The organism is Methanococcoides sp. DA23 (genome assembly GCF_057593895.1).
Genome location: NZ_CM172520.1, coordinates 1,491,782 through 1,510,643, shown reverse-complemented (window position 1 = coordinate 1,510,643; position 18,862 = coordinate 1,491,782). Strand labels below are relative to the sequence as shown.

17 protein-coding genes are annotated in these 18,862 nt (G+C 40.1%); 15 read left to right on the top strand and 2 right to left on the bottom strand.

From position 1 onward, the window contains the following. The first annotated feature begins 2 nt into the window (after positions 1-2). The 5 genes from fdhD to AC20MK_RS07215 all read left to right on the top strand — a co-directional run bounded on the left by fdhD (position 3) and on the right by AC20MK_RS07215 (position 4,046). Positions 3-851: a formate dehydrogenase accessory sulfurtransferase FdhD gene (gene fdhD, locus AC20MK_RS07235; RefSeq protein ID WP_487355198.1), complete on the top strand. Its 849-nt coding sequence runs from the start codon at positions 3-5 to the stop codon at positions 849-851. A 72-nt stretch (positions 852-923) separates the two neighbouring features. After that, a complete protein-coding gene (locus AC20MK_RS07230) occupies positions 924-1,430 on the top strand; it encodes a hypothetical protein (protein WP_487355197.1) in 507 nt (168 codons plus the stop codon). 135 nt (positions 1,431-1,565) lie between these two features. Further along, positions 1,566-2,942 (top strand): right-handed parallel beta-helix repeat-containing protein, encoded by a 1,377-nt coding sequence (locus AC20MK_RS07225; RefSeq protein WP_487355196.1) that lies wholly within the window; start codon positions 1,566-1,568, stop codon positions 2,940-2,942. Positions 2,943-3,078: 136 nt separating this feature from the next. Next, entirely contained in the window at positions 3,079-3,675 is a 597-nt protein-coding gene (locus AC20MK_RS07220; RefSeq protein ID WP_487355195.1) for a hypothetical protein, read from the top strand. Positions 3,676-3,680: 5 nt separating this feature from the next. Further along, the gene (locus AC20MK_RS07215; protein ID WP_487355194.1) at positions 3,681-4,046 is read left to right on the top strand and encodes a hypothetical protein; all 366 of its coding nucleotides are present in this window, start codon (positions 3,681-3,683) and stop codon (positions 4,044-4,046) included. 488 nt (positions 4,047-4,534) lie between these two features. Here AC20MK_RS07215 and AC20MK_RS07210 read toward each other — a convergent pair whose 3' ends face one another. Next, positions 4,535-4,813, bottom strand: coding sequence for a hypothetical protein (locus AC20MK_RS07210; protein WP_487355193.1), 279 nt, complete (start codon positions 4,811-4,813; stop codon positions 4,535-4,537). 115 nt (positions 4,814-4,928) lie between these two features. Here AC20MK_RS07210 and AC20MK_RS07205 point away from each other — a divergent pair, with 115 nt between their 5' ends. The 6 genes from AC20MK_RS07205 to AC20MK_RS07180 all read left to right on the top strand — a co-directional run bounded on the left by AC20MK_RS07205 (position 4,929) and on the right by AC20MK_RS07180 (position 9,939). Then, positions 4,929-5,423 (top strand): hypothetical protein, encoded by a 495-nt coding sequence (locus AC20MK_RS07205; protein WP_487355192.1) that lies wholly within the window; start codon positions 4,929-4,931, stop codon positions 5,421-5,423. Between the two features lie 195 nt (positions 5,424-5,618). Next, positions 5,619-6,188, top strand: a complete 570-nt coding sequence (locus tag AC20MK_RS07200; RefSeq protein WP_487355191.1) for a COG1470 family protein — start codon at positions 5,619-5,621, stop codon at positions 6,186-6,188. A gap of 2 nt (positions 6,189-6,190) precedes the next feature. After that, the gene (locus tag AC20MK_RS07195; RefSeq protein ID WP_487355190.1) at positions 6,191-7,093 is read left to right on the top strand and encodes an ABC transporter ATP-binding protein; all 903 of its coding nucleotides are present in this window, start codon (positions 6,191-6,193) and stop codon (positions 7,091-7,093) included. Beyond that, entirely contained in the window at positions 7,094-8,146 is a 1,053-nt protein-coding gene (locus AC20MK_RS07190; RefSeq protein ID WP_487355189.1) for an ABC transporter permease, read from the top strand. It begins immediately after the preceding gene. A 265-nt stretch (positions 8,147-8,411) separates the two neighbouring features. Further along, complete coding sequence (locus tag AC20MK_RS07185; protein ID WP_487355188.1) at positions 8,412-9,302, top strand: hypothetical protein; 891 nt, start codon at positions 8,412-8,414, stop codon at positions 9,300-9,302. A 22-nt stretch (positions 9,303-9,324) separates the two neighbouring features. Continuing rightward, positions 9,325-9,939, top strand: a complete 615-nt coding sequence (locus AC20MK_RS07180; RefSeq protein ID WP_487355187.1) for a helix-turn-helix transcriptional regulator — start codon at positions 9,325-9,327, stop codon at positions 9,937-9,939. Between the two features lie 68 nt (positions 9,940-10,007). Here AC20MK_RS07180 and AC20MK_RS07175 read toward each other — a convergent pair whose 3' ends face one another. After that, positions 10,008-10,748: a PDDEXK family nuclease gene (locus AC20MK_RS07175; RefSeq protein WP_487355186.1), complete on the bottom strand. Its 741-nt coding sequence runs from the start codon at positions 10,746-10,748 to the stop codon at positions 10,008-10,010. A 304-nt stretch (positions 10,749-11,052) separates the two neighbouring features. Here AC20MK_RS07175 and AC20MK_RS07170 point away from each other — a divergent pair, with 304 nt between their 5' ends. From AC20MK_RS07170 to AC20MK_RS07155, 4 genes are all read left to right on the top strand, one after another. Then, positions 11,053-11,556 carry an NTPase gene (locus tag AC20MK_RS07170; protein ID WP_487355185.1) on the top strand — a complete coding sequence of 168 codons (504 nt, stop codon included), beginning with the start codon at positions 11,053-11,055 and terminating at the stop codon, positions 11,554-11,556. Positions 11,557-11,918: 362 nt separating this feature from the next. Then, a complete protein-coding gene (locus AC20MK_RS07165) occupies positions 11,919-16,214 on the top strand; it encodes a hypothetical protein (RefSeq protein ID WP_487355184.1) in 4,296 nt (1,431 codons plus the stop codon). 288 nt (positions 16,215-16,502) lie between these two features. Next, positions 16,503-17,636: a hypothetical protein gene (locus AC20MK_RS07160; RefSeq protein WP_487355183.1), complete on the top strand. Its 1,134-nt coding sequence runs from the start codon at positions 16,503-16,505 to the stop codon at positions 17,634-17,636. 223 nt (positions 17,637-17,859) lie between these two features. Further along, positions 17,860-18,642: a hypothetical protein gene (locus AC20MK_RS07155; protein WP_487355182.1), complete on the top strand. Its 783-nt coding sequence runs from the start codon at positions 17,860-17,862 to the stop codon at positions 18,640-18,642. The last annotated feature ends 220 nt before the right edge of the window (positions 18,643-18,862 follow it).

Genomic DNA, 18,862 nt, shown 5'->3' with positions numbered 1-18,862 from the left:
TCATGCCGTTGGATTGGCACGTTGAGAGAAAGAACGCCCAGAATAACTTCTGGCGTGATGAGGAGCGGGATGATTCCGCTCCTTATCTTTCTTATAAGGGTGTCGAGCTTACGGAAGATAGCAGTAACGAAATTGATGTGGATGTCATCGTTGAGAAAGAATTCCATCTTTCTCTCAATGGCGTCCCTCTTGCTTCTTTTTTTGCAACCCCTCAAGAGTTCGAGGAACTCGCTGTGGGTTTTTTAATATGTGAAGGTTTTATCGATCACGCTATTGACATCATCTCGGTCGAGGTCAAAGACGACCGCCTGATATGCGAAGCGGACATCTGTCCGGACCGTATCGGAAAGACCAAACGCAACATAGATCCTGATTCAAGATTCGATTTTTGCAGTTGTGCCATTGGCTCCAGACCCTGCAAGAAAAAGGTCGGAAATGTTTCTGACATAAGATTTGACCGCAAGGTCCTCTTCAATGCAGTGGAACACCTCAAGACCGATGCAAAGACCTGGAGACGCACCGGCGGTACCCATTCGGTCATCATCACTGATAACGACAGCAATATCCTGGCATTCTGTGAAGATGTGAGCAGGGCTTCCGCTGTTGACAAAGCAGTTGGCAAAGCAGCCCTTGCAGGTGTGGATATGTCAAAATGTGCAATTGTCGCAACCGGCAGGCTTTCAGTAACAATGGTCTCAAAGGCCGTCAATGCAGGAGTCTCCGTACTCGCCAGCAAAGCAGGTCCTATAAATGAAGGGATTGACCTTGCAAGGGCGGTAGGTCTGACACTGGTAGGTTTTATTCGCCCGCCTCATATGTATGTCTATAACGGCATTGAGCGGTTAATTTAAAATCATTTTTTTAGTTCTAGATACAATATATTTATATTGTGTGCTGCCAGTTATGTGCAGGGAGTGGCCTGCATGGAAAAATCTGGTATCACTAATAAGAAGGATTTGATGTTTGCATTTATCGGACTTGCAACTTTCTTACTGAGTGGATATGCCTTGAGCGGAATACATCCGCCGGAATCAATATTCTATATGTTCATTATTTTCGGATTATTGTTCGGTCTGGGGATATTGGTAAGCAAAGACAGATCACGTGATTTTGTAGCAAAAGCCTTTGTCATATCATTTGTGACACTGTTCCTGATCTCAGCGGCATTTTTTGCAGCAAGTGTAAACGGCCACATGAATGCCAAATGGATAGATGCCGAACAATTGCAGACGATTCCTGAGGAGTTTGTTGTTGTGACGGAAGAGGAGTTGAACGACTATCCCGCACTCAAAGAAGTGATCGAGACCCAAAGCTATGTGAAAGCAAGTCCAGGGGAATGGAGGCGAACGATCGAGTTCCTTGATAAAAAAGGTTCTCACGTTATCAAGGTCGGGAATGAATATTATGGGGTCGGGTTTGCAACTGCGTGATAACATAAAAAATGTTGGAAATAATGAAACTATAATTTTGGAGGAACTGTTGGGTACAATTAATAGCGGTATTATCGAAGGGGCACTATATTGAGATTCAATATTTGTTGTGTAATTTTTCTGATATTTTTGCTTATGATAGCTGGCAATGTTGCAGCTAAAGATATCACCGTAGATGACGATGGTTTTGCCAAATTTATGTCGATAGACGAGGCTGTTAAATATTCAAAATCAGGTGATACGGTTGTTGTGTATCCCGGGATATATTTGGAGAATGTGCATGTCTATAAAGGAATCATACTGATATCAGAATCCGGTAATCCAAACGATACCATTATTCAGGCCGAAGATCCGAACGATCATGTCCTTCGTGTGAGTGGAGATAACGTAACTATTAGCGGTTTCACTCTAAAGGATGCAACCGGTTCTAAGTACGATGCTGTAGCAGGTATATTTCTTCATGATGTAAAAAATAATTCCATTAGCAATAACAGGGCCACAAACAATTATGTAGGTATTATTGTGGGCAATTCTGAGAAAAATTCGCTTATAAATAACATTGTAGATCGGAATAACAACGGCATTTCTGTCGGTGTTTCCAACTATAACGTGCTTAAGAATAATACCGCTACATTGAACAACGATAATGGTTTTGTCTTTGGTTCTTCCAATAATAATGAAATATCCAATAATATTGCAAGTTCGAACTACAATAATGGTATTAAACTGGCATCTTCACACAATAACACGCTGATCAACAATATTGTAAATTCGAATCACTATGGGATTGAACTCAAAGGTTCCTTCAATAATACCTTAAATGGTAATTCTATAAGTTCGAATAGTGGTGTTGGAATTTATTTTAGGGATTCCGGAAATAATAAAGTTGAGGACAATCTATTACCAAAAAATCTCAAAGGCATCTATGAAGATCCTGGTAGTAAAGGTCAAAATGCTATATCTAACAACGAGGTCCGTGGAAACAGAATAGGAACTCTAATATTCTTTGTTTCTACCCTGTTTGTAATTGCACTTGTGTCTTTGTTCTTGTCAATTAGAAATAAAATTGATACAAAAAAATTGCTTGTATCAGTGACTGCATCGTTGTTGTTATCATCTATGATAATTCTCATTAATATATTGGTCTTTACCAATGAATTGTTCCGCACGATCGTCGGTGGATATTGGTCTTTACTTGAAATTCCATTTTTCTTTATGATACCTGCAGCACCCATCATTTATGGATGGATAACAAGAGACAGGATCGGGTCAATTATAGTTGGGATCGTACCGTGGATCGGTTTCATTATTTCTATGGACATAATTTCGGGTAGGATCTACGATATTCTCAGATTGTCAGAGGCCATTGAGTTGATTCTTTATTTTGTTGCTTATTCGGTAGTTGGCGGTCTGGCAGGTTATTTTGCATCAAAAAGAGAGATTGCATATCTTCTGATTGCGATCATTCTTGCAATGGGATGGATCACGATTTTTATCAGTGGCATTGACTGAAAAAGGGGAGATTAATTAAGTAAAATAGTAGGTTGGTTTCATGAAATTTTCATTCAAAATTTTAATAATTCTTCTAATTCTATCTGTATTTACCTCAAGCGCATGTGCAGATGTGCTAGTTCCCGGAACACGCGGGATGGACAGATGTGTAAAAATAGTGAATCTGGATGAGTTCCCGGAAATTGTGCTGGTCGGACACATCACTGGTCCGGTTATCCAGTGTGAGAATCCGTATATCATCAGCCCGGATAAATGCTTGACTAAGTTTTATAAGGCCAATGACCTGACGATCTATGCCATCGATAAAGCTTATCTGGAATCCAAAGGGCTTGAGAATATCGATCTGGAAACTGATCCGAATCTATACCCATACGAAGTTGAGATAAATCCTGACTGGGATGTTGTGAACATAGAGAATCCGTTGATCAGAGAAGAGATCGAATATTCGATCGCTGGTTTTTCTGAAGACGGGCTGATCATCTACAAATCCAGACAAGTGTCAGAGTACAAGGCTGGCATTCCAGACAAAATCGAAACATTTGAAGAACCGGATATGCCGGATATCAGGCTGGTGATAAAAGAAAATGTGTCCTCTGTAGAAGAGAACATTTCTTCCATAGAAGAAGACGTATCAAAGGATGAGGTGCCAGTTCCGGATGAGGGTGAAGCAAACGATGAAGGTATCCTGGATTCCATTATTCGTTTTCTTAAAGGGATTTTTAGTGCTAAGTGATAAGGATGATCTATGAATACAACTTTTTGCTTGCATTGCTCGTTACTTTGATAGTGGAGACAACTATCCTATTCGCAACTGTTCGTTATCTCTTTAAAACAGATCAGGCATCTATTCCTGATTCCTTGTTGGTATTTGCAGGAACCTTTTCTTCCTTCTCAACACTTCCATACCTCTGGTTCGTACTTCCAATGTTCATCAGAACATATTCTCATTTGGTTGCGATCGGGGAAGTTTCAGTGGTTCTTGTGGAAGCTGTGATCTACTGTTTTGTGTTGAAAGTGAGCATGAATAAAGCACTCTCCCTATCTTTCATCTGCAACCTTGCTTCCTTTTTGGTAGGATTGGTATTACGTCCGATATTTCTGTGATTATATTTCTTATTCTGAAGTCTACACTTTGGTATGGTGGGAATAAGAATATTTTTGATTGGTTATTTCGATTGAATTTACATAAATACTTTATAATAAATAAATATTAATTAAGAGTAAAAAAAATAATTTAAAATTAAATATTTATGCTTATGTAATGGGGGTACTATGGTACATGAACGAATTAATAGATTTACAAAAGAATATATAATGTTCTTCTGTCTTGGCATCTTCATATTTCTTCTTAACAGTTACCTTCTCAGAGGCATACATCCGCCACAATCGATCTTTCTTATGTTTCTTGTCTACTTTTTATTAGTTGGTACTGGGATACTGATCTCCAAAGACAGATCGCGTAATTAGTAATAATCTCTGGTATTATCGTTCTGACTATCGGGTATACTGCGAATTTGTGGGCCATATTTTTTTATTTCGAAGATTTATCTGTGATGAAACTGGTTTTAATATTGTGATACCCTCTTTCTTTATTAGTCGCAGCGTGCTGTTTTTAGAGGGTTTGAATTTGGCCCTGTCGGTAGACTTGCCAACTTATCGTGGAGTATTATTAACTGTATTTTGAATCTATTTTCTACATCTTTCTTTTTTATTCTTCTAAGTAAGTAAAGGTCTTTTCGCGTGTATGCCTCTGTTTTTGGGAATACGCTTATCAAATCAGCTACTTGCGGAAAAATAAAATGTGCTGTGTATTGGAATAATGGGCAAATACCGGAGTTTTTTTCTATTTTTTCTGAATATGATTGCTTCATTTAAATACTGTGTCACTCTCCAATAACCTATTTTCGTATTGCTGGGACGTGTTTCAGGCTAAATCAAAATACCGTTTCAACCTATTGTATTTTGATCATAATTGACAAGGAAGGTATGAATGAAACAAAATCACATATTATTGGAAAAACGTTCTTACTTGTTTTTCCTGGCAATTTCCTGGGAGGTTCAGGCTTGATAAGCAGAAAAATGATATTGTTGCCATTTATTCTGGCATTTTTTGTACTTGCTGCTCCTTCGCTGGCTGCATCCAATTCCGTAGAAGTATCTGATCTGGATGATATCAACTATAAGGGCTGGTTCAAAGAAGAGATCGATCTCTCAGCGAATGAGGAAATTGAATTGGGTAACTACACTTTGAATTATATTTATCCTCAGAATGGTGGTCCTTTTGTGGAAGACCTAACCGTTCAGGAAAAAAGAATAGATGCTATCGGAAATGAGAGGCTCTATCAGATAGAAGATTTCAGTGGTCATGAAGATATCTATGATCTCAAAGGGAGGGTCATCTTTATTGAACGCTCATCACTGGCATTCAGGATAGATGGGATCGAGGATGACGGCCTTAAGCTGACGGTCTGGTCGAATTAGGATATTTTTTCGGATGTTGAGATATCTACAGATGTTCCTGAATTCGTTGAGTTCTATAAAGACGAAGCCGTTAGTATTCCTTTAGAGATTAACAACTCCGGTTCTATTGATGAGATATTTGATCTTGAAGTAAATGGCCCGGGATTTTACTCTTATGAATTTATTTCAAATAGTTATAAAATATCCAGAATAAACGTGGAATCCGGAGATGTGGAAAACCTGGAGCTCAAACTTCACATAGATAAGAATTGTCCGGCTGGAGATTACAATTTAAGTATAAGCGGTTCAGGAAGGACTTCAGATACTTTGTACTTGCCTTTTAGCGTTACAGAAGATCTGAATACTACAAGTGACCCGGAACTGACGATGCAGCTTTCAAGTATCTATGTTTCCGGTGAGGCGGGTTCAGAGATCACTGTACCTGTAAGGGTGCTCAACTCAGGCAATGTCGATCTTGAGAACATAGAGATTGACACAGATTCTCCGGGAAGTAACTGGGACCTTGAGTTTTCAGAAAATGATATTGACAGGATCAATTCAGAAGAATATGTGAATATTGACCTCAAGATAAGAATCCCTTCGGAGACCGAGAATGGTGACTATTTTGTGGATCTCAGTGCAGAATCCGGTGACGTTGAGGCTGATGAAACGAAGTTGCGTGTCAATGTCAAGAACAGCTCGAACTCAGCATGGATAGGATTGTTGACAATAATTCTTCTGGTTGCAGGTCTCGTCCTTGCAGCTAAAAAATACGGGAGGAGATGAATATGGAAAAAATACTTGAAATACAGAACTTAACAAAAACATATGGTGACTTCAAAGCTGTTGATGATGTGTCCCTTGATATCAATAAAGGGGATCTTATCGGTCTTCTGGGACACAACGGTGCAGGAAAAACGACCCTCTTTGTAATGCTTACAGGGCTTACAATACAATCATCTGGGACCATAAAGGTATTCGGTGAAGATATCGGGAAAAATATGATGATGTTAAAGGAGAACATCAGCTTTCTTCCGGATAATACACTTTACTACGAGAACCTGACAGCAAAAGAGAACCTGGAGTATTTCTGCGATCTGGCGGATGCAGATCGTTCAAAGGTCCCGGAACTTCTTGAGATCGTAGGGATGAGCAAGTGGGCAGACAAGAAAGTAGGTGAGTTCTCCAGGGGAATGGTGCAGAGGGTAGGATTCGCACAGGCTCTTGTAAAGGAACCGAAGGTAATCTTCCTTGATGAGCCTACATCAGGTCTTGATCCCGAAGCAAGGGTAGAGATGAACCAGCTTTTAAAGAAGCTTAATGACAGGGGAATCGCGATCGTAATTTCTTCTCATGTACTATCGGAGATCAAGGATATCTGCTCAAAGATCGCTATCATGAAACAGGGGAAGCTTGTTGCTTTTGATACACTTGAGAATCTCCGCAGAAAGGAAAATAGCAATGTCATCCTGCTGGAGACAAAAGATCCGGAGATCACAATGAAAGTCCTTAGTTCGATCGATTCTATCAAATTTGTTCGTGAAGGCAATATCTTCAGGATAACTTCTGAAGGGGATGTCAGGGAACGGATCAGTTCAGAACTGAGCAGCATAGGCATCATTATTTTGAGCCTCAGATATGAAACAGAGGACCTTTTCGATATTTTTGAAAAATATTATCAGGTGGATTAAATGAACTTTAACAAAATAAAGACCATAGCAAAAAAAGAGTTCTTTGATAGTGTGAAGAGCAAGTCTTTTGCTATCGTATTTGGAATCTTTTTAGTACTGATGTTAACATCTTCAATTTCCGGTGTAAATCAATATAATGAGGATATTCAGAGTTATCAGGAAAAGATGGCGAATTTTGGAAATGTGAAAAGCAGTGATATATTCTTATCATTTCCCGAACCGGAACTAACATCTGTACTGTTTGGAAATATCGTATCGAACATTGCAGTGATGGGTGCGATACTGGCAATAATGCTTGGATATAATGCGATTTCCGGTGAAAAAGAAAGAGGAAACCTGAAATTACTGTTATCCTATCCTCTTTACAGGGACGATGTTATCAATGGAAAGTTCCTTGGAAAGATCGCAGTACTTGTCATGACACTGGTGATAACCGCTCTTATATCGGTATCTGTTGCATTGATCATGGGTCTGGTTCCAACAGGTGACGACATCATTAAACTGATATTGTTCATGGTTGTTTCCATAGTCTATCTTGTAACATTCTTAGGAATAAGCATATTCTTCTCAACTGTTTCCAAAAACGATACCAGCTCGATGCTGAACTCATTTATGTTCTGGATCGTCAGTGCAATACTGATCACCTCGGTTTCGGGTTTAGTTGCAGACACCATGTTTCCGGAGGCTCAGAGTTCTAATGGCGTATCTTTCATCATATCCGGAGCTACTGGTTCAGAACTTGACATGTCAGACTTTGAAGATGCGTCCCATGGGATTGGGATGGATGGCTTTGATAGTTATGAAATGAAGTGGAAGGTCCAGAATATGATCGAAGCTTTGATCTCGCCCAGTCTGAATTATGAGCAGGTGGCAAATGCTATTCTGGGAAGTTCGGGCGATAAATTTTCACTTATGGTCAATGATCCTACACAAGATCTTTCGGTCTTTGAGATCCTCATGGGTAAAATGACAAATCTGGTCAGCATGTTCTTCTGGGCAATAGTTTCTCTAATAGCGACTTATTATGTCTTTATGAGACAGGACATCAGGTGATATGATCGATTGTTTTATCGTTTGATTCTTTGGTTGTATGATTGCTTGATAGGGTCCAAGGGATAATAATGGCATGTATTTTTCCCGTTATTATTCCTCGGACTCTGTTATGGCTATGATGGTTCAACTTAATTTAGGATCAAAAACTAAATGTTGAGGCGTTCCAAATTTATCTCACTCACTCTGGATGTAGTTTCTTGAAATAATGATCAAGTTGCTCAAGCACATTGTCTTATATAATATTAAATAAAAGGGGTTTATGTCTATGATGGATCTGAATAATGGAAAAACGGCTGTTCTATTGATCACTATGTGCATATTAGCTGCGATCGCAGGAGCGGCAGCCAGCCAGTTCCTTCTGGTTGATGATAATTCCGATAAGCTTGTTAAAGAAGAACTACGAATTCCAGTTTCTCTTGTGAGCAATGATGTCGGGTTCATCATTGAAGATCTGGAGAGTTCAAATCCGGATAATGTTATAGTGCTAGACGATGGTTTTATACTTAAGGGGTCAGCCGTAAATGAATTTGATGAATTCTATTTTACTGATAGAGCTAGATTTAATGAAATTCAGGTTGCTACAGCACTGCCTGTAGGAATTGAATATATTGTAATTGATGGTGATATCAAATACTCTCAGGACCTGACCAAATATTACCTTTCTGGCAATACTATCACTGAAAAGTTGTTTATTCCGGAAAGCTTCCTGAATGAGAACATCAGTTCCATACTGGTTGAGCTAAATTCAACTTATGATGATGCTATAGATACATCCGGCGATTCGATCATGATCTCCGGAAGGTTACCAATAAATGACTTCAACAAGTTTTATTTCTCGACCGGATCAAGCTTCGAGTGGGATCAGGTCGATGATGGGGCTGAAGAAACTATAACAATGAATGTCTTTGAAGATGGTACTCTGTTGTATTCGGAAGATTATACTTATTTTTATAACAAGGATCTCTGGACCAACATCGATAGGTTTGAAGAAGAAAGTTTTGTTATGCTTTCCTACGATGAAATTGAAAAACTGATCAAAGGCGATGAAGAAACGATCGAACACTTCAGCTCGGTACTTGAGAACATGAACAATGCTTCAGTGACCACAGGTATTATTATAGAAAGTGGTATAACTACCGATGTAGAATGGGTCTGAATCTATATTGAGAGGATCTAGCATGGAAAAGAAAGATACATTCTTTGCGATAATCCTTGCAGTATCCCTGTTCTCATTATCATTGCTTCTTTTTTCACAGGGTATGTCCAGTCTTTCTGTTTCCCTTAAGGACGGAAGTACTGTAGGGGTCGAGGTGCCTCTTATGTTTCCAATTAACTCTGTTTTTCTTATGCTTATGATGGCATCAGTTGCAACCTATTGTGCTGCTATGTTCACATCGGACATTTTCAGTTCGGATGAACAGGATCTGCCTGAAATGGGGGAGTATCTTTCTGATCCAATCGCCAGCTCCAATTCGTTCAATGATGCCGATCCATGCCCGGTATTCAATAATTCAGCCACCGGCATATCACCATCATTCAATTCTGTCAGTAATAGTGAAAAGCCAGATGACACTGCACACAAAAGGGATCTTATTGCAAGGGTTCTTGATGGCGATTCACAAAAGTTGTACCGGATAATAGCTGAAAAAGAAGAAATCTTCCAGAGTGAATTGGTGCTGGAGTCCGGATTCTCCAAAGTGAAGGTAAGTCGTATTCTCAAAAAGCTTGAAGATAAATCCCTGGTAGAGCGAAAGCCTTATGGGAATACGAACAAGATCAAAGTTTCCCTGTAATGTAAATTCTACTATAGGTGATAGTGATCGGATCAGTTTTACCTAATGACTAGTTTACATTTATTGCATCATTCCAACTTTTCCAGACACAGCCTATAAACCTCAATACCTGCACCACGACATGCCGTCATTCTGCTACTATCAATATCTGCACAGACGATGCCCAGGCGTATATCCTCTAAATCCACTCCGTACTTTTCAGCATAAGGCAGCTTGAACCTCTGCACCTGGCCGATGGCATTGTCCCTTGCGTTTATCTCTATCTCTATCAGGAAATGCTTGTCCTGTGAGTCAGTAAAAACAGCATCTATCCTACCGCCCTCCACCTCTACTTCCACTTCGTGGAATGTCAGTCCGGGTTCGATAAGTTCAGGGATGCTGGATATCATCCTTGAAATGTCATCTTCGGAAATATGTTTTGACTCAAGGGCATCCTCGACATTTGGTGACCTCATTATCAGATTCAGGTATTGAATAGTAGTCGTCATCTTGTTGTTCTTCACATTAGGATAGACCGCAATGTCCTTTCCATCTCTGGAATGAACGAGTATTCCCACATTGCTGAGATTCTTCTTGCGTGAGATGGGAAGAGACCCTCTGCCTTTGCTGACAACGCCGATCGTATTCCTCCGGCTCAATATGCGTATGTTCTCCAGAACATCTTCCTGTTCGTCCTCTGAAAGATCCTCTATCTTAATGATCGTATAATCGCAATCATGTTCTTCCTTGATGGCCTGAAGGGTCCTTAGGACCGATTCCGCTACTTCAACCGGAGTGTCATCTCTTACATAATACCTGAAATTATCCATACTATCACACTTACAACCTCTCTATATAATAATAAGGACTATTTACACAGGAATGATCATGTACCGATCGATCTTGGATCGAAATTTAGATTTCTGATCTTGTCTTATTTTTTCAAAGGACTTGGCATTCTGCTCATACAATGCAACGTACTCTTAGAAAACATCTACATGAATGGGTTACAGAAGAGGGGATGCCCGGATCTACACTACAATATCTATCAATAAACCTATGATCAAAGACAGACCGAAACCAATTCAACTTAAATACCACCCACTCATCCTTTCCATATGGGAGAGATTACAGATGCTTCGAATAGCGGTAACAGGAAAGCCCGGTGTGGGGAAATCAACGGTAGTGGCAAGGGTTGTGGAAATACTTGATCTGAAAACCTGTGGCATTCGGGCCGCAGAGATACGTGTGGACGGCAAACGCCAGGGGTTTTCGATAGAGGATATAGATACAGGCAGTAAAGGTATCCTAAGCCATATCAAATGCACCGGTCCGAAGCTGGGAAAATATCATGTAAATCTTGAGGACCTTGACAGCATAGGTGCCGAGGCGATAAGGGATGCCCTTAGTTGTGACCTTGTGGTTATAGATGAGGTCGGGCCCATGGAGCTTAAGTCGGATAACTTCGTCCGTGCAGTGGAGGAAGTACTTGATTCGGACAGGCCGATTCTTGCCGTGCTGCATAGGTCGAGTGAGCATCCACTGGCGCAGAGGATAAGGGGGGAGTTCGAGGTTCTGATGGTCGATGAGGCTAATCGGGACTATCTGCCGGAGAGAATAGCAAGGAGATTTCGGTAAAGGGGGAAACAAAAAAGGAATGGTTGAAGCTCAATGGGGGATCTTTCAAAAACATAATGATAATACATGAAGTTTATTATAATGTAATCATTTATATATTAACAAATCATGCATCTTTTATGCTCCACATCCATTCCATGCTCAAAAACAATCTAAGTACCATGCTCATTTTGATTGCTTTTTTATTTATTACTATTTTTATATCTGGCTGTGTTGAAGATAATGATGATACTGCAGATTTCGAAACTTTACCACAAGTTCAGCAACTTACGGAAGATCATCTTGATGCGAATTCAACTATTAAATATTATTCAGAAAGTGAAATCTCCGATGAATGGGGGCAGAACTTAACACCAACTGCTATGCACAAAGTTGTAGGTTATGACGGTGAGTCTATAGGCAGAGATACAACAACAGTATCCGTGAGCAATGCAAGGTTAGTAACAGTCAATCTGCAGGATAGTACGGGTTCACCCCTAATTAGCGGTGACGTCAAATACTATAGCGGGGGCTGGAATGACTTCGGTACGACTGACGAGAATGGTCAAGTGAGCAAGGAATTGCCAAGTGGAATATACGAGTTCAGGATGAGCTATGAGCATGCATCCAACGATATAACTCAGGATGTCGGAACTAATAACACAGTTGTTTTCTCCACGGTCAACACAAGCGTTGAACTCAGGGATAGTTATGGTAACCTTATGGATACCGGTTCAGTGAAGTACTATTCCGATGGTTGGTATGATCTCGGAACTACTACTGATGGAATTGTTTCCAGGGAGTTATTGCCTGACACGTACATATTCGAGATTACCTATGAACATACATCCCACGATATATCTCAGGATATCGGAACTGATCCAACAGTGGTTTTCTCCACTATAAACACAACCGTTGAGCTCAGGGATTGTGATGACAAGCTTATGGATACTGGTTCTGTGAAGTACTATTCAGGTGGCTGGTACGATTTCGGAACTACTACTGACGGAAATGTTTCCAGGGAATTATTGCCTGGCACATACATATTCAGGATGACCTATGATAATGCATCCAATGATATATCTAAGGATATTGGAACCGATCCAACAGTGGTTTTCTCCACGGTCAACACAAACGCTGAACTCCGGGATGGTGATGACAATCTTGTGGATAATGGTTCTGTGAAGTATTATTCCGGCGACTGGCACGATTTTGGAACTACCATTGGTGGAAATGTTTCCAGAAAATTATTGCCTAACACGTACATATTCAGGCTGACCTACGAGAATATATCTTACGATGTATCTCAGGATATCGGAACTGACCCAACATTGGTTTTCTCTACTGTCAACACAAACGCTGAGCTCAAGGAACTAGTAACGGTATATCTGCAGGACAGTACGGGTTCACCTCTCATTAACGGTGTTGTCAAATACTACTGTGGAGGCTGGAATAACTTCGGTACGACTGACGAGAATGGTCAAGTGAGCAAGGAACTGCCAATTGGGATGTACGATTTCAGGATGACCTATGAGCATGCATCCAATGATATCTCTCAGGAAATCGGAACTGATCCAACAGTTGTTTTTTCCACGGTCAACACAAGTGTTGAACTCAGGGATAGTAATAATAACCTTATGGATGCCGGTTCAGTGAAGTACTATTCCGATGAATGGTATGATCTTGGATCTACTACTGATGGAATTGTTTCCCGAGAATTATTGCCTGAAACATACACATTCGAGATGACATACGAGCATGCATCCAACGATATAACTCAGGATGTTGGAACTGATCCAACAGTGGTTTTCTCCACTGTCAACACAAGCGTTGAACTCAGGGATAGTAATAATGACCTTATGGATGCGGGTTCTGTGAAGTACTATTCCGATGGCTGGTACGATCTTGGAACTACTACTGATGGAATTGTTTCCAGGGAATTATTGCCTGAAACATACATATTCGAGATGACATATGAGCATGCATCCAACGAAATAACTCAGGATGTCGGAACTGATCCAATAGTGGTTTTCTCAACTGTCAACACAAATGTTGAACTCAGGGATAGTAATGGTAACCTTGTGGATACCGGTTCCGTGAAGTATTATTCTGGTGACTGGCACGATTTCGGAACTACCACTGATGGAAATGTTTCCGGGGAGTTATTGCCAAACACGTACAGATTCAGGATGACCTACGAGAACATATCCCACGATATATCTCAGGATATCGGAACTGATCAAACAGTGGTTTTCTCCACAGACAACACTAATGTTGAACTCAGGGTGCTAGTAACAGTAGATCTGCAGGATAGCATGGGTTCACCTATCAGCAACGGTGCCGTCAAATACTACAGTGGGGGCTGGAATGACTTCGGTACGACTGATGAGAATGGTCAAGTGAGCAAAGAACTGCCAATTGGAATGTACAAGTTCAGGATGAACTACGATCATGGATCCAACGATATATCTCAGGATGTCGGAACTGATCAAACAGTTGTTTTCTCCACTGTCAACACAACCGTTGAACTCCGGAATAGTAATGGCAACCTTATGGATGTCGGTTCTGTGATGTACTATTCAGGTGGCTGGCACGATCTCGGAACTACCACTGATGGATATATTTCCCGGGAATTATTGCCTAACACTTACAAGTTCAGGATGACCTATGAGCATGCATCCAACGATATCTCTCAGGATATTGGAACTGATCCAACAGTTGTGTTCTCCACGGTCATGACAACCGTTGGACTCAGGGATAGTACTGGTAATCTTATGGATAACGGTGTGGTAAAGTATTATTCCGGTGGATGGCACGATTTCGGCACTGCCACTGATGGAAGTGTTTCCAGAGAATTATTGCCGAAAAGGTACATATTCAAAATGACATATGAGTATGCATCTAACGATCTCTCTCAGGATATCGGAACTGATCCCACAGTGGTTTTCTCCACGGTCATGACAACCGTTGGACTCAGGGATAGTACTGGTAACCTTATGGATGACGGTGTGGTGAAGTATTATTCAGGTGGTTGGCACGATTTCGGCACTGCCACTGATGGAAGTGTTTCCAGAGAATTATTGCCTAACAGATACACATTCAAGATGAGCTATGACCATGCATCCAACGATATCTCTCAGGATATCGGAACTGATCCAACAGTTGTGTTCTCTACGGTCAATACAAACGTTGAACTCAGGGATAGTGATGGTAACTTTGTGGATGCCGGTTCTGTGATGTACTATTCCGGTGGCTGGTATGATTTCGGAACTATTTCTGATGGCAATGTTTCCCGGGAATTATTGCCTAACAGGTATACGTTCAAGATGAGATATGATCATGCGTCCAACGATATCTCTCAGAATATCGGTAATGACCCAACAGTTGTGTTCTCCACTGTCAACACAACCGTTGAACTCAGGGATAGTGAAGGTAACTTTATGGATGCCGGTTCAGTGATGTACTATTCAGGTGGCTGGCACGATTTCGGAACTATTTCTGATGGCAATGTTTCCCGAGAATTATTGCCTAACAGGTACACGTTCAAGATGAGATACGGGGATGCATCCAACGATAGATCTCAGGATGTCGGAACTGATCCGACAGTAATGTTCTCCACTGTCAACACAACAGTTGAACTCCGGGATAGTGATGGTAACCTTATGGATTCCGGTTCTGTGAAGTACTATTCCGGTGGCTGGCACGATTTCGGAACTACCTCTTATGGAATTGTTTCCAGAGAATTATTGCCGAACAGGTATACTTTCAAGATGAGTTACGATCATGCTTCCAATGATATATCTCAGAATGTCGGAACTGATCCAATAGTGGTTTTCTCCACTGTCAACACAACCGTTGAACTCCGGGATAGTGATGGTAACCTTATGGATGCTGGTTCTGTGAAGTACTATTCCGGTGGCTGGCACGATTTCGGAACTATTTCTGATGGCAATGTTTCCCGGGAATTATTGCCTAACAGGTACACGTTCAAGATGAGCTATGATCATGCATCCAACGATATCTCTCAGGATATCGGTACTGATCCAACAGTTGTGTTCTCTACGGTCAACACAACCGTTGAACTCCGGGATAGTTATGGTAACCTTATGGATGCCGGTTCTGTGAAGTACTATTCCGGTGGTTGGTACGATCTCGGAACTACCTCTGATGGCAATGTTTCCCGGGAATTATTGCCTAACAGGTACACGTTCAAGATGAGTTATGAGCATGCATCCAACGATATTTCACAGGATATTGGAACTGATCCAACAGTAGTTTTTTCCACGGTCAACGCGATCGTTGAACTCAGGGATAGTGATGGTAACCTTATGGATACAGGTTCTGTGAAGTATTATTCCGGCGGCTGGTATGATCTCGGAACTACCACTGATGGAATTATTTCCAGAGAATTATTGCCGAACACGTACAGATTCTTCATGACCTATGAAAGTACATCCAACGATATCTCTCAGAATATCGGAACTGACCCAACAGTTGTGTTCTCCACAGGAAAGTCCATTTCAGATTCTGATACATGTACCCACTATTACTCTGCTGGTTGGCAAGTATTCACTAACGACATGGAAATGCTTCCAGGGTCATATAAATTCAGTTTTAGTGATGAAACGCCGGACACCTACTACAATATAGAGGCTGATATTACAAACGCCATCCATTAAATACAATATCGAGAGAGAAAATTATTGTAGAGAATTGATATTTTCAATTTCAATTCTCTTCTTCTTTTTTATACTTGTTTCATTCATCTAATATAATTTCAAATTGTAAGTTGCATCTCTATAATAAAGAGGATAAGCAAAAAAGTCAACAAACTCATTCTATTCATAAATTTCATTGTACGCCAGTTTATTTGAATATCTCTGCAGAGCCGAACCATCATGCTTATATTCTTGAGATTGTAGTGTATCTATGGGGCATCTTATTAATTTCTTATAGGGGGTTATAAAATGAAATATACTTATCAGGATTCTACTGAATTGTCGGTGCAAGTGGATTTTATCCAGGATCTGCAGAATTTCATGAAGGTCTCGAAGGAAGTCATACCTCTTGAAAGGTCTGCAACAAAAATTAAAAAAGAAAATAAAGAAGACGTAGTGATCCTGGAGAATACAATTAAGGAAATTGATCAGTTCCAAAAAGACACAACCGATTTTATCGAAAAGATCACGCAAGGAATTGATTCAAAGCACATTATTGAAATCAGGGATCTGATCCTTGATACATGTTCATCTGTATCTGCAAGCAAGGATAATGAATTATTTGAAGAAATTGAAGAAAAAACTAAACTTGCTCAGCATGAGGTGAAAGACCTTGAATCAAAAATGCTCTCGATCTTGAGTCCCTTTTTTGAAATTTCCGTATATGATGCTGATAATTCATACTCTGCTTTTGTAATGGATAAAAGAATGATTGGAACGCAGTTTAGTTCTATCAACAATATGCAATATGAATTTGATCTGACCTTCACTGATGGTCTGATCAAAGTTGAAGATCTGCAAGAACTCACATTACCGATCTGGTCTATGAGTGGGATATTGCATAAAGAGAATAAATTAAAGAAGATCAATGTCTCTGACTTCTATGTCAAATCCATCGATTATGACGGTGAGAACCTTAAAACGGTGATCGAAGATAAAGATTCTGAACACAAATTCACAATATCGGGAGATGAGAATACTTACATAATTCACTATGGCGAATATGATATAACAGGTGATAGTGCCCTGGCAGATTCGATAAACATGGGCTATGTCGATATAATTGCAAAAAAACTCAAGGAAATATTCTCTGAATCTGTAGGATCAAAGAAACTTAAACGGATCTTACTTGATAACAAAAATGCTATGGATGATAACAGGATCCTGGAATGTCTCAAGATCATCGCCACTGAATATGGTGAGATCATTAAGGAATGCACTGACAGAGGATATGCAAAAGAAGAGGTCACCATAAAGATAGAGCAGCCTGATGGTACAAGAACTGAAAAATTCATTGCAAAGTCAGATATTTTGAGCCAGCTTTCAGCAATCGGTGGCGAAGGACTTGAGATTGCAGGGATACTTGGGGTTGCAAATAGATAATTATCATGGGTGAATGGATAGATCTTATCTCAAATAAAATGGGGGTTTATGGAATGTAATTGTTGCAGAAGCAACAACTATATTCTCTCTTATTGGTTCCGGGTAGATGAGCTGGGATTTGTCTACAAATATTGAATTGATCAATTCTAATTTTGATACTAGCATAGCTTTATATCTTTGACCTTTCTTACATTTAATGGGAATAATCTTTTGGGGGTAAACTATGAAGAAAATACTTGAAGAGATAGATCAAGACGTAGATAAATTGGTAGAAAAGACTGGCGAAGAAGCAAAAGTTATAAATGAAAAGATTAAGATGAGGCTTGCTTCCTTTGCTACAGATGTGAAGTCTATAGATATCAAGGCTGATATCCAAAAACTTGGAGTAAAGGTGGATCAGCTGGTTGACAGGACCGGAAGTTCTGCAAAAAGGCTTGCTTCCGAGGTAAAACAGGAAATTACCGTTATAACTGACAGGATATCCATGCAGAAGCATATGGATGATCTAAGTAGTGATCTCGATGAACTGGTGGTAAAGACTGGAAGCGAAGCATCGAAGCTAGGAACAAAAATAAAGCAGGATATGCGATCCCTTGCAAGTTCTGTTAAATCCATAGATCTCAGGAAAGAGATCGATGATGTCATTACCAGAGTCGATAAGCTTGTAGATTCTACAGGAGAAGCTGCAAAAACATTGAGATCTGAAATCAAAAATGAACTAGTTTTGATCAACAGCAAGATCGATCTGAATCATCGACTTGAGAAACTTTCCAATAATGTCGATGAACTGGCAGAAAGCACTGGTAACGAAGCATCGAAGCTGGGACTGAATGTAAAAAAAGAGATGAAATCTATATCAGATTCGATCAGATCGATTGACATAAAGGAAGAGATCGAGGCGATCATCTCCAAGGTTGAAAGACTTGTAGATTCTACAGGTGAGAGTGCAAAAAAGCTGGCAATTGAGATTAATGAAGATATTAAAGATCTCTTGAAAAAGATTTGAAATTTATTAGATGGTATTAAATCAAGCGGTGTTTCTGCTTTCACCACCGCTAATTTTTCTACAGGGTAGGTTTCACCTGTTACTGTAGCTTCATTAACAAGAGATTCTTTTGAGTCCCATCTCCAACTTTTCATTATAGTGATGCCTAGTTATGCATCCAAGCATTCTCAATGTTTGTAATTAAAAAAGTTCTCTGCCCATTAAGGGCAGGGAGTTTCAA

Coding starts and splice junctions, on each gene's coding strand:
- AC20MK_RS07160 (WP_487355183.1), top strand. CDS start 16,503: ATGAAATATACTTATCAGGATTCTACTGAATTGTCGGTGCAAGTGGAT.
- fdhD (WP_487355198.1), top strand. CDS start 3: ATGCCGTTGGATTGGCACGTTGAGAGAAAGAACGCCCAGAATAACTTC.
- AC20MK_RS07185 (WP_487355188.1), top strand. CDS start 8,412: ATGATGGATCTGAATAATGGAAAAACGGCTGTTCTATTGATCACTATG.
- AC20MK_RS07170 (WP_487355185.1), top strand. CDS start 11,053: ATGCTTCGAATAGCGGTAACAGGAAAGCCCGGTGTGGGGAAATCAACG.
- AC20MK_RS07155 (WP_487355182.1), top strand. CDS start 17,860: ATGAAGAAAATACTTGAAGAGATAGATCAAGACGTAGATAAATTGGTA.
- AC20MK_RS07220 (WP_487355195.1), top strand. CDS start 3,079: ATGGACAGATGTGTAAAAATAGTGAATCTGGATGAGTTCCCGGAAATT.
- AC20MK_RS07225 (WP_487355196.1), top strand. CDS start 1,566: ATGATAGCTGGCAATGTTGCAGCTAAAGATATCACCGTAGATGACGAT.
- AC20MK_RS07180 (WP_487355187.1), top strand. CDS start 9,325: ATGGAAAAGAAAGATACATTCTTTGCGATAATCCTTGCAGTATCCCTG.
- AC20MK_RS07205 (WP_487355192.1), top strand. CDS start 4,929: ATGAATGAAACAAAATCACATATTATTGGAAAAACGTTCTTACTTGTT.
- AC20MK_RS07195 (WP_487355190.1), top strand. CDS start 6,191: ATGGAAAAAATACTTGAAATACAGAACTTAACAAAAACATATGGTGAC.
- AC20MK_RS07175 (WP_487355186.1), bottom strand. CDS start 10,748: ATGGATAATTTCAGGTATTATGTAAGAGATGACACTCCGGTTGAAGTA.
- AC20MK_RS07210 (WP_487355193.1), bottom strand. CDS start 4,813: ATGAAGCAATCATATTCAGAAAAAATAGAAAAAAACTCCGGTATTTGC.
- AC20MK_RS07190 (WP_487355189.1), top strand. CDS start 7,094: ATGAACTTTAACAAAATAAAGACCATAGCAAAAAAAGAGTTCTTTGAT.
- AC20MK_RS07230 (WP_487355197.1), top strand. CDS start 924: ATGGAAAAATCTGGTATCACTAATAAGAAGGATTTGATGTTTGCATTT.
- AC20MK_RS07215 (WP_487355194.1), top strand. CDS start 3,681: ATGATCTATGAATACAACTTTTTGCTTGCATTGCTCGTTACTTTGATA.
- AC20MK_RS07165 (WP_487355184.1), top strand. CDS start 11,919: ATGCACAAAGTTGTAGGTTATGACGGTGAGTCTATAGGCAGAGATACA.